Source organism: Bradyrhizobium sp. Ken51, assembly GCF_055807435.1.
The window spans coordinates 1-13,780 of sequence record NZ_JBVVPB010000065.1 but is presented as its reverse complement, the minus strand read 5'-3'; the positions used below and the strand labels follow the sequence as shown (position 1 = coordinate 13,780).

Annotated in this window: 10 protein-coding genes and 1 pseudogene; 3 read left to right on the top strand and 8 right to left on the bottom strand. The window is 58.3% G+C overall.

What is annotated here, in order from left to right:
- From AC0L27_RS39940 to AC0L27_RS39905, 8 genes and pseudogenes are all read right to left on the bottom strand, one after another.
- Window positions 1-227: pseudogene (locus AC0L27_RS39940) on the bottom strand (chitooligosaccharide deacetylase NodB); the annotation flags it as partial.
- A gap of 1,104 nt (window positions 228-1,331) precedes the next feature.
- Complete coding sequence (locus tag AC0L27_RS39935; RefSeq protein WP_473323482.1) at window positions 1,332-1,637, bottom strand: hypothetical protein; 306 nt, start codon at window positions 1,635-1,637, stop codon at window positions 1,332-1,334.
- Between the two features lie 676 nt (window positions 1,638-2,313).
- On the bottom strand, window positions 2,314-2,589 hold the full coding sequence (locus tag AC0L27_RS39930) for a hypothetical protein (RefSeq protein WP_473323480.1): 276 nt from the start codon (window positions 2,587-2,589) through the stop codon (window positions 2,314-2,316).
- A gap of 282 nt (window positions 2,590-2,871) precedes the next feature.
- Window positions 2,872-3,906 carry an LLM class flavin-dependent oxidoreductase gene (locus AC0L27_RS39925; protein ID WP_473323479.1) on the bottom strand — a complete coding sequence of 345 codons (1,035 nt, stop codon included), beginning with the start codon at window positions 3,904-3,906 and terminating at the stop codon, window positions 2,872-2,874.
- 218 nt (window positions 3,907-4,124) lie between these two features.
- Window positions 4,125-5,201 (bottom strand): histidinol-phosphate transaminase, encoded by a 1,077-nt coding sequence (gene hisC / locus AC0L27_RS39920; RefSeq protein ID WP_473323483.1) that lies wholly within the window; start codon window positions 5,199-5,201, stop codon window positions 4,125-4,127.
- 485 nt (window positions 5,202-5,686) lie between these two features.
- Window positions 5,687-6,799 carry a branched-chain amino acid ABC transporter substrate-binding protein gene (locus tag AC0L27_RS39915; protein ID WP_473323478.1) on the bottom strand — a complete coding sequence of 371 codons (1,113 nt, stop codon included), beginning with the start codon at window positions 6,797-6,799 and terminating at the stop codon, window positions 5,687-5,689.
- 654 nt (window positions 6,800-7,453) lie between these two features.
- The gene (locus AC0L27_RS39910) at window positions 7,454-8,173 is read right to left on the bottom strand and encodes a MerR family transcriptional regulator (RefSeq protein ID WP_473295507.1); all 720 of its coding nucleotides are present in this window, start codon (window positions 8,171-8,173) and stop codon (window positions 7,454-7,456) included.
- Window positions 8,174-10,781: 2,608 nt separating this feature from the next.
- Window positions 10,782-11,726, bottom strand: coding sequence for a LysR family transcriptional regulator (locus tag AC0L27_RS39905; RefSeq protein ID WP_473323476.1), 945 nt, complete (start codon window positions 11,724-11,726; stop codon window positions 10,782-10,784).
- A 377-nt stretch (window positions 11,727-12,103) separates the two neighbouring features.
- Between AC0L27_RS39905 and AC0L27_RS39900 the strand changes: the two genes are divergently transcribed.
- The 3 genes from AC0L27_RS39900 to nodB form a co-directional block, all read left to right on the top strand.
- Window positions 12,104-12,586 (top strand): response regulator transcription factor, encoded by a 483-nt coding sequence (locus AC0L27_RS39900; RefSeq protein WP_473323473.1) that lies wholly within the window; start codon window positions 12,104-12,106, stop codon window positions 12,584-12,586.
- Window positions 12,583-13,215, top strand: a complete 633-nt coding sequence (locus tag AC0L27_RS39895; RefSeq protein WP_473323471.1) for a NodA family N-acyltransferase — start codon at window positions 12,583-12,585, stop codon at window positions 13,213-13,215. Before AC0L27_RS39900 ends, AC0L27_RS39895 begins: the two co-directional genes overlap by 4 nt.
- A partial coding sequence (gene nodB, locus AC0L27_RS39890; RefSeq protein ID WP_473323470.1) for a chitooligosaccharide deacetylase NodB occupies window positions 13,212-13,780 on the top strand: 569 nt, incomplete at its 3' end. The genes AC0L27_RS39895 and nodB, both read left to right, overlap by 4 nt.

The window sequence follows — 13,780 nt, the reverse complement described above, 5'->3', positions numbered from 1 at the left end:
CGACCAGCATGAGGGCGGCGTCCCAACTCGTCGGGAGGGCATCCGTCGTGCAGGAGCACGATTGCGCCCGGCTGGACCGAGGCCAGCACCGCGGCAACAATCGCCTCGACGCCGGGACGCGACCAGTCTTGCGGGTCGACCGACCAGTGCAGGGCTGCCAGTTCGGCCTTCGCCGACACGGCGAAGGCCTCCTTGCTCCAGATCCCTTACGGTGCACGCATGTGCCGCGACCTCGAGCCCGCATCGTAAACACTCCAGTTCCTTGTTCTCGCCAAGGCGATCGAGCGGCGCGAGGCCGGACCGATATACGTTAAGCTCAGCCCATCCAATGAGGCTGACAGAGCGCTGCACCCAACGGCGCCAAGTCGCCCTTGCCGCTAGTAGCGTTTGCTGCGCCGCTCTTGCTAAGGCTGGCCAGAGATCTGAGGGCGAGCTGCCCATGCTGCTTCTATTATTGATGCTGGATCCAGATTGATGCATCCAAGCAGCTCCCGCGCGCCCGTGGCTCGCCGACCGCAATAGGGCACGGCACGCTGCGCCCTAGTCAGATAGCCAGACCAAGTGGGGCCTTGATGTGGGCGCAAGAGGTGAACATGTGCTGGCGCTCGCACGTCATCCGTTAATTGCACTGAAAACGGCGAACACATCATCGCGTGTCCCATCCGCAGCATGGATCTCACATCAAAACAATAGATTTTACCAACGATCTCCAAATCCACATAGTTAGCCGCCGGCAATCGCAAGGATGATTGAGGAAAAGGCGCAAGAGGGATCAACGTTGGATGGGCAAGCCAATGCTCTTGATCCACTTGACCAGGCTAACGCGATAGAGTGGCGCACCATGCGACGTCCTTTCGGTGCAAGGTCCGGGCCGAGCATCGAACCCATCTCGGGAAACGCGAATCATGGTACTTGAGCTGGATCACCTCAAGCGCCGCTCCCACGAGCAAAGTCGGCGATCGAAAGTGGCGATGGCGACGAGTGGCCGGCCCTATCCATGATACAGAGCTGAAGGGGACTCGCACATCGCCCCGATACGGTGGACCGTTGAGGCTGCAGAGAAGCATGGTTCGGGATGCACGAGATAATCCGACCCTGCAGCTTTTCGGCAGGTCTCCACCCAAGCCCTGCCGGCCGCGCAGGGAGAGGCTAGATTCATGAACCAGCGGTGCTGTGGCTCCAGCCTACCAATTTGATGGCTGCTCAGCAGCTCAATCGAATCGCCTCGGGCCTAACATCAACCGTGCACGGCCAAAGGCCGCCGCAAGCGATCGACGGAGCGGGGCATGCATCAATGCATCTTGCGATGAGCGTTCAACATGTCGATCTCGCTAAGTGAGATCCTGAGAGCGTTGGGGTTCGCTGGCCATGAACAGCTTCATTGCAGAATCGAGCGAGCTGTATGCCCGCTCGCGGACTGCCTGCGGCACATCAGGAGCTGCGTCGATCGCAGCGCGCGCGTCGCTCATAATCTGATCTTTTGTGGAAAGAAGCTTCGCGTCTAACATCACATGAAGCGTCTCTCGAACCTCAGGTACGATTGAGCTGTCGCCATCGATCAATTCTCGAAGCTTCCAAAACATACGCTCGACTGCTACCATCGACCCCAGGACTGACATCAGTCTTGGTGACATCATAGGCGATCTCCTTCTCGAGCCAGATCCTGGCGGCCGTCCCAGCCAAATCAGACATGTCCCCGATTGACACCGGCATTGCGAGGTGATCCTGACAGGCGAATGACTGGGATTACATTTCCGCTGCTACGCCCCGGCGGGCGTGAGACGGACCTTCAAGATTTGCTCAGGCGAATTCGCAAAAGCGTACGATTTGCGAGCAGGGCACTTGTTGTCTGTGCTCCGGGCCGTAACCTAGGGCGCGTGAGATGGCGTCCAAAGCACATCAAGGGCGTGCCGTCATCTTCGTGTTGCCATACGTTGCCAGAGGTATTGGAGGTGGATATCTACTTGCCAAAAGTCGGTGCTCTTACGCTTGTGAACTGCGATCGCTCTGTTGGCGACCCGAACGGCTGATTGATCCCGCTCCCGCAAAGCTGGTCATCCGACACCCCGATGCGTGGAGCGCCGAGACGTTTCGTGATTGCGTGGGTGCATCGAGATCGACCCTCCAGAGTTGGCGACCGCGTGTGTTGGTACCGCGCCACGTTGATCTCAATCAATCTACTGGTTCTCCATCGGCTGCCCGGTCGAGCCCAGCAGTGATAGCAGGTTGCATGCACAGATCAGTTCCATGTGACGGAGTCCGTATCTCGGATTGATTCACTTTGTCTGTCTTACTGTCCTCGTCACTGCACGGCTATGCTGTGCAAACCGTGCATTTCACCCACCAGCGGCCCCCGCGCTTCTCCGCGCGCAACTTGCCGCGGCGGATCCGCGAGAGCACGGCTTCGGGGCTTATGTGATTCATCGCTGCGAACCGCTGAACGGTCAGGTGGTCCTCATGCAGAGGTGGAGGGGTGCTAATGCCGTGCGCAGCCAGCAGAATGCGCAGCGAAGCCAATTCCGCCAGCACGATCTCGAGCTTGCGCGCGATCTCCTCCGTCCGGTCGGAGCGCTGCCGGGACCGCGTCACGACAGACCCGCTCGGGTAAGCCACACCTTGGATCGATCTGGAATGCGATCGACGAGCCGGCACGCCAAAGCGGGATCGGCGTGAGGCAACTCACCTGTCCAGACCAACAATGCTCGGTAAATCTCAACCACTGTTTGCTGATGCAGCCGAAAGGGTCGCGTGCGCGTAAAAGCCATTTGAACGATAGGAGCCGGTGAGTGAACCATTGGCTGCGGTGCTCATCGGCGTCGCTATTGCCCTTTATTGTTCAGGTCGGGGGCGACTTATTGTAATCGCGTTGGGTCATAGCCCGCGCTCCGCCGCTATGAGCTCGGAGTGAATCGCAGTTGCGGTGTTGAGGCAGGCATCCAGTGACAGAGATCCGAAGGCGAGCTGACAAAGGAGATAGTTGGCGCCTGCCTCTTCCACGTGGTCGAGAAGAGTCTGGCGCACCGAAGCGCGCGTTCCGACAACGCACAGTTCACTCTCTATCGCGGCATCCAAGGTCAGGGGCAGGTTGGATGGAGGCGCGATGTCATTGAGGTCGTACAGGAACTTAAAGTTGTTGAGCCATCTTTCATAGGCTGGCGCCGCGAGCGAGCGGGCGGCTGCTTCAGAGTTGGCAATTACGACCATGCGGAGCAATGCCAGAAACGGTGCTGCACCGTTGGCGTTACCCTTGGCGTTTCGATGAGCGCGATAGACATCGGTTATCTTCCGAACGGCAGAAGAGGGGCCCATGCACGCGAGATTGGCGCCATTTTCCGCCGCCCAGCGGGCGGAGTCTGGCCGATTTGTCGCAATCCATGTGGGGGGACAAGGATGCTGGTGAGGTGAAAGCGTCAAGGGAACGTCGGCCAGCGCAAAATGTCGCCCTTGGTATGAGAGCGGACCGCCATTCATCGCGTCAACGAAGATTTGGGAAGCTTCCTCGTAACGGCTCGATGCAACATCGGCTCCAACCCCAAAGTAGCTCAGTTCGATCGGCAAGGAGCCGCGACCAAGGCCGACCTCAACTCTGCCGCTGCTCAGGTGATCCAACATGCAGATTTCCTCGAATGCACGCAGCGGATGATAGAGGTTGAGCAGCATGACCAAGGGGCCAACGCGAAGTCGCCGTGTGCGTTGTATGACGCTCGACAGAAACAAGTTCGGCGATGGACCCCGTCCATGGGGAGTGCAATGATGCTCCGCTAAATGATAGGCATAGAAACCGAGCCGGTCGTAGGCCTCCGCAAGCGTGAGGCGGTCCGCGTATTGCCGTGCGATATCGCGGCCGTCGTCGTCAAGATGATCAAAGATGCCGCAGGTCAGGTTTGAGGGAAGAACGTTTCTCACTGAACTATCTCCTATATAGAGGGGACTGGAGTCCGGCCGGTTTTGGGAGTGCAAGAGGCGCTCGCTGGCAATGCGCTGTGTTACTGCGAAGCCGTTCACAACGGGTCGTAATGCGGCGACTGGAGAACAAACTGGCTCGGGGCTGCCTCGCGAAGCTGCATCATGTGTGGGTCCGGATCGATTACGACAGACATCTGTGACATGAGTGGAAGGGACCATTAGCCACGACATCCCACTTTCCTAAGAATGCTGCCGACGGCGGCAAGAAACGCATCCATCTGGCGCTTTGTACCGATGCTAACCCGAATGCACTCTTCCAGGCCGGCATCCGGAAAGAAGGCAACAAGGACTCTCTGGTCTTGCAACGCCGCCTGCCACCATCTGCCACCCTGGCCTACCGGCACACGGGCGAGAAGGAAGTTCGCGTGGGAAGGCGTTACGCAGAATCCAAATTCAGAGAGTGCGGCCGTTACGCGCTGGCGCTCAAGCCTGACGTGGCGATGGTTCTCCTCATAAGCGTCGCGATGCGCGAGGACGCTCATCCCCACGGCGTGAGCGACCACATTCATATTGAAGACATTCTGGATGCTGCGAAGTCTCCCGATCAGCTCGGGATGGCCGAAGCCGAATCCGACGCGGATGCCAGCGGCGGAATAACTCTTGGAAAATGTGCGCAGGACCACAAGATTCGAATGTTGCTCAACGAGGCGCAGGCCGTGCTCAGGTGCGAAATCGACGTAAGCTTCGTCCAGTACGATCAATCGGTCAGATCGTGAAACGAGGCGTTCGATCTCAGCGAGCGGAACAAACGATCCGGTCGGATTGTTCGGATTGGCCAGCAGAATGAACTTGGCATGTTTAGCCGAACCGAAAAGCAGCTCGTCCATCGGCAAGCAGTCCGGTTCAGACCAGGGAATTTCAATGAAGCGGGCCCCTTGCAACATGGCAAGCTTGCGATTGAAGGAAAAACCCGGCGACATCATTGCGACCTCGTCGCCCGGGGCAAGAAAGGCTCTGTAAATCAGGCTGAGGAGTTCAGACGATCCATTGCCAGCGATCACGCGATCGGTTGCAATGCCATACGCAGCTGCGGCCGCTTGCCTCAAGCTGACATTGTCGTCCTCTGGGTAGCGGTATTGCAGCTCAAGAGCTGCAATTGCGCTTCGCATCACGATGTCTGGCAAAGGAAATGGGTTCTCATTCGTGTTAAGTTTCACGCAATTTTTGTCGGTGGTGGGACGCCCCGGCGGTAGAGCATCCAGTTCGCGAGCCACCGGCGAGAGCGAGGAAAGCATAGTCTGCAGCTTTGCATCCAAAGTGGCGTTCTCCCTTGTTGTCGACGAGAATAGTTGAGGGCGTTCGGCGAGCGTACGCTACGTCCACTCGATCGAACGGTGCAGCTAACGATTGGCGTGAACTCGCGCCATCCGCAGACTGACTGCGCGTGGCTGCCATCGTTTCACGACGTACGTTCGTTCTAAAGAGGTCCTGACAGCTCACTCCCGAGAGCGAGGCGGGCATCAATTTCACTTGCTGGAAGAAGACACCGGTCTTCGTCGGCCTCACGAATGTGGATGTGATGCTCACTGCAGTGGCACCAGACGAATGGGAACGTACTCTTCGGGCGGCCCTGCGGGCGCGCACGATAGCTGTGATAGCATTGCTGCGAGGGTGAGAAATGCTGCGACTGCGGCGATTGCGAGGCACGTGAGCAGCGCGCAATCGATATATCGAGGATGGTTCATCATTCGAACGCTCCGTACGGTGTTGGCACGGGCGGTCAGTTCTGCTCGACCGCTTCGACGGTATTGTCGCGCCAGCGGTAAACGATGAAGCCAGGAGCGGCATTGTCTCCCTTGGAGTCGATTCTAACAGTGCCAATAGCCGTGTCGATTGACTCGGAGCGGAGGGCCGCAGCGACCCGCATAGCATCGAAGGTGCCGGCCCGTTTGACGGAGTCGGCCCATGCTTGAACCGCGGCATAAGCGTAGAGCGTGTAACCTGCGGCGGCTAGGCTCGAACCCTTGAGCTTGGCGACAGCAGCTGCGCCTGCAGCAATCTTCGTCGGGTCCGGCATAAAGGTAAAGAGCGTGCCGTTCGCGGCCTCGCCGGCAATGGCCCAAAAGTCGGTTGTCATCAGCGGATCGTTGGCGATCACGGTCAGACGTGCGCCCGCCTCCGCGGCTTGACGCACGATCAGGCCGATCTCGTTGTAATAGCCGCCGATATAGACGAGCTGGATTCCCTCTCGCTTCAGTCGCGAAACGAGAGCGGTGTAATCCTTCTCGCCTGCAACATAGCTTTGTCGAACGGGATGCTCGCCGGCTGCACGAAGGCGCGATTCAACGATATCGGCGATACCCCTGCCTGCTGTGCTCTTGTCGTCGAGGACTGCGAGCGTTGCGCCTTGATGGTGCCGGACGATGTAATCGGCCGCAACCCTGCCTTGTTGGTCATCGCGGCCGCAAATCCGAAACAGGGTGGTTAGGCCACGCTCTGTCAGACGCGGATTCGTCGAGCCGGGTGAAATCTGAATTACCTCGGCTTCGGCGTATATGTCTGAAGCCGGAATCGACGAAGATGAACAGAAGTGACCAACGACGAGCTTGATCCCGTCACTTGTCAGGCGATTGGCAACAGCGACGGCCTGCTTGGGATCGCATGCATCGTCCGCGATCTTCAATATGAGCCTTGTGTCAGGCAGCAGACCCGAAGCATTTATCGAATCCACGGCTGCGGCCGCTCCATCGCGTATCTGCGCGCCGAGCGCCGCAGTGCTTCCCGTCATTGGACCGGCTATGGCAATGTAAACATCTTCTGCCTTGCCGCTCGAGCTCAGGGCCAAAGAAAGGAGCGCAGCAGCTGCAAGCCTGCGAACGCGAAGGACCGACATGTAGGGCTCCCGATTGCTCGCGCTACCACTTGGTCTGCTTCGCCATCCTGGTATGACGGCGACCAACAGTCCGGCGCAATGATGTTTGAGTCGAACTCAGGTTGGGTACGAATGGCTCAGGTTGTTGCCAGGTTGGGCATTAGCATCGGGCAGGCACGGACGAATGGAGTTCCGAAACTCGTCAGGAGAAGCGGTCGTCTAGGGCTGACAGCATCAATATCGAACGTCCCGCCGATACCCGGTACTCGCGCCAATCCTTCCACGCTCGACAGACGTGTGCCGAGGAGGCGCTTGGACGGCGCGGACGATCATCGAGCGACGTGTTTCTCGTGAAGAACTCTCACCGAGAACGTCCGAAACTAGTGCCGGTCATTGGAGTCTCTCTTAATTTGGCCGAAGCTCTGTCGGTCGGCCCCGCTGCTGCGTCGATGCTTTCAGAAGGTACAACGTGACGCTACGTACGAATCAAGTACTTCGAAGCGTGCTCGTCGAAGTTGATTTGCCAAGATCCACAGAGCGAAACACCAAATAGTGGGACAACGCAGCTTTGGAGGCGAACTGCTAGGGATCAAACGATCCTGGCTCAGACAAGGATCACCATGAGCTCATTGGGTTTGGCGACATTCCAGTGGGAGGGCGTCGCAACGGGTGCGCTCAATTCTTTCCCAGCTGGTCCTCCAGCGCAGCGAGGGCGAGATCGAGGTATCGCATGAGGCTCGCATCCCAGCCGGCGAGATTGTGTGGTTCGGTCAATCGCGTCAGCACCTTAAGTATCATCGAGACAGTCGAATCAACTCCTGCGATCTCAGTCAGCAGCGAACGGGCCTGACGCGCGATTGCATTTGCCCGCTCGCAGCACGGAGGCTCACCCTGGTCCATGCAGCTTCGCAGCTCGTCCCGAATCTTTCGCCACCGATCTTCGCGGCTAGCGTTAGAGGCGCACGTGCAGATGGCAGAGGGGGTACGCTCCTCAATCCGCGACATGGCATCTAGCGTCGCTGGCAGCTCGTCGACACTGACTTCTGTCTCACCTTGCGTCGTCATAGTGCGCAATCGATCCCGTAATAATGTCGCGCGCGCGACTTGAAGCTCAATCCGCTCCAGATGGTTTCGCAACAGGTCCGTGAGAGATGTCCGCCCCTCGATCGCCTTGCGGATCTCAGGAAGCGAGAAGCCGAGCTCACGTAGAGCGCGAATCTGGGAGACGCGTTGTAGGCTTTCCCGATCGTACATGCGGTGACCGCCACAGGTACGTTCCGAGACCGTCAATAACCCGGTATGTTCGTAATGATGCAGAGTGCGTACGGTTACACCGGTCGCCTCTGCAAGTTCTCCAATGCGCCATCGGCGCCGTCGTGGTATCGCGTTTGTCATGATCCTCAATTTGCAAGCCTACAACCTGACGTCACGTGAGAATCAAGTTATTTCAATGATCTAGATGATGCGTCTCTTGCTGCAGGCCCCAGAAGGTTAGAGTGCATGCCGGTGCTCAAGCGGCCGAGGCAAGTGCAAGCATCAAGTACGCGAGCGACGCCAATTCGTCCCTCGCTGCGCGTTGCATCACCAGTCTGGCGATCGCCACGCGATTCTCGCTGGTTCGCATGCATGACGGTAAAGACGCGATCGCTTGATCGAACAGCCTTCCCAAGCTCGCGAGATCATCCGGATCGTAGACTCCGCTCGGCGTTTCCAACAGAAACCTCCTTTGGTGATTGGACCCGCGCCGCACGTGACGAAGCCGTTTGGCCGTGGTGGGGCAAAAAGGAGACGGAGCGGCGACGTGCGTGAAAGAATGTGACAGGTGCGTCTACGTGATGCCGTTGTGCAACATGGCGTTTGCTTCCTCTGCCCAACAGTGCGCTAACCCAAAGTGTGCAATGTCTCCTTATCCTGCAGCAGCGGTGGCTATTCTGCGGCCTGATCATCAGGAAAGCGAAAGCATGTGCGTGACAGCCCGCTGAGACACGGCCTCCCGAAACGGCGAACCCAGACACAGCACTGACCTCATCGGATGGCTCTCTTTCAGTCGCAATCCTTGCCGTGACGTCTATCACCTCGGCGCGCGGTGCGGTTGATTGGGTTGATCATCGCGGATCAGTCGCACCACCAGTCGTAGCGCGGTGGCGGGCTTGGCGCCTAACAGCTTTTTCGATCGTCCGCTAGTCCTGTTGTGGCGCTGTGGGCTCAAAGGCGTTGCTCGCGTGATCGCTGCCCAGGTTTTGAGTGCCGGAAGATGACGGCTGCTCTTCAACGGCGCAGGTCCGCCGCCGTGAACGTCGGGAGTATGACGGAAGGCGAGCTCAAGACCATTCCTGAAGGCATCATCTCAACGCAGGTGCACCTAAAGCGTCTGGCAAAACGTTGCTCGCAATTAAGGACCGGGTCTCGAACGATCGTGCCATATCCGTTGCATGTGGCGGCACTCAAACGCGTCTAGGGCCGCACCAGGCGTCACGCGCTCGCGCAAACACCTGACATAACTCGTGCAGCAATAACTTGCATGTTTAGGCGTGCGTCGGATCAGTGTCGCGGAGAGCGTACATCGGACGGCGTCGGGAGATGCAATGCACTCGAAGTGCAGGGATCCGTAGCGGCTTTGCCTCTGTACAATCGCTTGGCGAACCGCTGGCCGCCTCGCTATACGGGTCCGCACTAGCAAGAGACGATGCTACAGTGTGGTTGAGAGCTTGATGCACGTCCTAAGGCCATGCTCAAGTCGAAGCTACTCCAAAATCTGGGGGGCCACCGTCTGGCGGAGTCGCAGCAAATATCCCATCGAACACAAGGCTCGAGCGCGATCTTTCACGGTATTGGCTTGCTCGTGCGACCGCTCACACCTCAATTCCAGCCTCCAACAGTATCGGTTTGGCATGCGCGCTGGACATAGATGCTTCGGGTAAGATAGGCAAATCATCTTGCCGCAGCAAAGGAGCCCTTCGGGGTCAGCGGTGCGAGGCAGCAGCTCGAGATGGACGGCGCTGGCGCGGTGTGAGTCACGCCGCGATCCTTCGAAAAACACGATTGTTGCGACATCGGAAAGAAGGACCCCGCGCCGATGATCCGATTTGGCTCGGGTGAACATGTCGGCCGAAATGATCGAAAGCTGGAGGAGGAGCAGGCTTGGCGAATGCGAGCGGCGAGCGCTTACGCGGGCGCACCTTGGCACAGTTGCGGTCCTCTCATCATGAACACTCCTCACCGCAACACGCGCGCAGCAGGAAAAGTGCCGCCAGCTGATGTCACTTGATCCGGGTTGGTCCTGCGGTCTGCAAGCTTGCAGTTGCACTCGATCACGCGGCATCGCTCGCATCGAGAGGAAGATAAGCGCCGTCGAGAGAGGAAGTGTTCCGAATTTCCATTGTGACATTGTGCAAAGACACGCAGTCTTCCACGCCTATCCGGGTTTGCGCGAGCTGGCGGTTGGCTTTGGGGTGCGCGATCGTGGGCGGCGTTTGCGTTCAGCTTTCATGTTGATTCGACCTGAACGAGCAGGAAGCGCCTCTGCCGGTCATCAGCCATTTGTATCTAGTGGCGCGCTTCGGGACTAACTCCATCGCTATTGAAGGCAATGAGATCCACCAGTTCAGGCAAACAGAGATGCGGGTTCGCTACCAGGTGAAGCCTGCAACTTCGATCGCAGGTGCTGGCCTTGAACCTGACGCGGCGTGCGATTCAAGCGAGTTTGGTGCTGAGGCCGAACATTGTTCGCCGGACAGGCCACATAATTTTTGCGTACTCTGAAGCTGGCGCATGCACCTGTGATGCGGTCCCGTCCGAATCAGCGGAAAGTCCTTAGCCGCCCAGCGAGCTGTGTGATGCGCAGGATCGTCACGGCACCGCGAGTCAATCGGCTGCGACCCGACCAAACTACGCTTAAGCGCGCTTTTTTTCACTATGCCAAACGTCAATCAGAGGACCGGGGGGCTTCGGGCCTGGCGTAGGTCCGGTTAGCGGGAGCAGGCCGCAACGGGCCCGAACAGTCCTAGGACGAGCCGTGACATTGGCTGATCTCGGACGGAGAGACCATCGTGGATGCCTGCTGCAAGAATATGTTGCGCAACCACATGCTTGCAGGATCAGTATTATGAATGGCGGGCCATTGGACGGCCTCTGTGAATGTGAGAAGTCGCAGGGGAGGTTCGACAACCCGCAGCGGCATCGTCTGTGCGAAATGGCTGACCAATCTAGAGGGCATGCTCGCTATACGGTTGGTGCCCAATAACATAGGCGGAATCATGCCAAAACCCTGCACCGCGACCTCGGTGCGTATCTTGAAACCATGCTCGAGCAAGAGCCATTCGTGGAAGGAGGGCCTCAGCGAGCGCCCGAACTGGGCTTCCACGTGCCCGATCGAGATGTATTTCTCGAACGTGAGACGCGAAGCGAGCTGCTTGTTCATGGGGCAGCCCACGCAGACGAAAGTGTCCTCGAACAGATCCGCCTTCGGATGCGCGCTCGACATGAACATCTGCGGATACATGAGAAAATCGACTTCACCGCGCCGGAGAAGCTCATCAGGTTCCTCTGCGGGCGGCAGCAACTCGAAACTGATTGTTGGTGCTTCCCGCGCGACGCGGTCCACGACCCCTCGAAGAAACACGACAGTCATGAAGTCGGACAGGATGATCCTAAATCGCCGATTCGATTGAGACGGATCGAAGCCGTCTGGAGAAATAATGGAGAGCTGAATGTGAGCGAGAGCCTCGCGAACCGGGGCGGCGAGCGCTTCAGCCCGCGGGGTTGGGACAAGCTTCCGCCCCTTCATGGTGAATAGCTCATCGCGAAAGTAAGTGCGAAGCCGCGCGACGGCGGCACTCATGGCAGGTTGACTGAGATTGATGCTTCTTGCCGCCGAAGTGAGATTGCCTTGCGTCACAAGGGCGTCGAACGCGACGAGAAGATTTAGATCGAGGCCCTTGAAACGCATAATTCTGAGCGATCCACGCTGTGAATGTGTTCTATCGATAGAATCGATTTTACCATTTGCACCGAATGAGGATAGCAAACGATAGTTTAGCGAGATCTCAGATCCATCAGAATGGTTACAAATCGTTGCGCGTCTCAGCCCGGCGCTAGGGATCGATCAAGACGTCTCGACCGTGCGGTCGCAGTTTTGCGCGTGTTGCGCAAGCCATATTACGATGAGCCAGCACGATCGGAGACCGCAAAGTTGGGGCGTATACGACGAGCAAACGATCGTATGGCTTCGCCAACCCATTCTATATCTGCCGTGTACCGCCGTAGAATTGAGGAACGCTCAACCTGGCCGTAGATTTCCGTCCGGTCGCAGCCCTCGAGTTGCGGGTGTCAAATGTGTTTTTGCCGCATCCGATTGGATTGCGTCCTTACTACGGTGAAATCGTGCGGAACATGCAAGCGAAGGCGTCCTTGGCGAATCTGATGCGAGTTGCGCACACGCTCGACGTCATCTGCATCGTGAGCGCAGATGAATCGGTGCGTGAAGCTCTCACAGATGTGGTGTTTTCCGCCGGCTACGTGCCCGAACCATTCGAGAGCGCAGAGGGGTTCTTGAAATCAGGCCGCCGTTCGATCACGTCGTGCTTGATCGCGGATATGCAGTCGAGCGCGATGAGTGGCCTTGATCTTTTCGATCATCTGGTTGCATCCGGAGGCGCGATTCCCACGGTTCTGCTCGCAGATCACTCCGAAGACGATGTGGGGCCAAGCCTGCAAGCTGGACTCCAGTTCCTGAGCAAGCCTTTCGAAGGTAGCGAGCTGCTGGCCTGCGTCAACAGCCAGATAACGAACAGGAGTGACGCCCTATGAACATGATCGCGCCCGAATCCACACGAGGTGTTTCGGCGCGCCCTCCAGTGCGTTGGAGGCTGTGCTGGGAGAATGACCTTCAACTTGCTGACCATGTTGAATTATCCGAGTTTTTCCGGAAGACCTATGGTCCGACCGGGGAATTCAATGCAAAGCCCTTTGAAGGTCATCGAAGCTGGGCCGGCGCAAGGCCTGAGATTCGAGCAATCGGCTACGATGATCGTGGCGTTGCGATTCACATCGCGGCACTACGCCGCTTCATCAAAGTTGGCGAGAGCGATCTGCTCGTGGCTGAACTCGGGTTGTACGGGGTGCGCCCGGATCTGGAGGGGCTTGGAATCACCCACTCCATCCGAGTGATGTATCCCGTATTGCGAGATCTTGGCGTGCCGTTCGGTTTTGGCACGGTCCGCGCTGCCCTGCAGAAACATATAACCAGGCTGCTCGGGCGACAGGGATTGGCGACCATTCTGCCAGGGCTCCGCGTCCGGTCCGCTTGTCCGGACATTTACCTCACTGTGCCTCCGACGCGCGTGGAGGACGTGGTCGGCCTCGTTCTGCCGATTGCGAGACCTATGAGCGAATGGCCGGCCGGTGAGATGATCGAACGGAACGGGCCAGAACTATGAGGTCCACAAACGACTTGACTGAAGCGCGGAGCGCCTACGCCGAAGCCGGCGGAGAGCCCTGCGTCTATCTGAGCTTTGATGATGGTCCCAACCCGCTTTGCACGCCGGCTATCCTGGATGTGCTGACGCAGCATCGGACGCCCGCGACCTTCTGCGTGATCGGTGCATACGCGGCGGGCCAGCCGCAGCTGATCCAGCGCATGATCGCAGAAGGGCACGAGGTCGCAAACCACACAATGACGCACCCGGAATTGGCCAAATGCATGCGGGATGAGGTGGAATACGAGATCCTCACGACGAATAAGGTCATCGGAATGGCCTGCCCCGGAGCCTCTGTGCGGCACATACGTGCGCCGTACGGGATCTGGAGCAAGGAGGTCTTCGCCGCGTCGGCGAAGGCCGAGCTGGCAGCCCTGCACTGGTCAGTCGATCCGCAAGATTGGGCTCGTCCGGGCGTCGAGGCGATTGTTGCCGCAGTGTTGGCCTCGGTCCAGCCGGGCGCAATCGTGCTCCTGCACGACGGCTGTCCTCCCGACGAGTTGGGACGCTGCCCTCATTCTGGTCA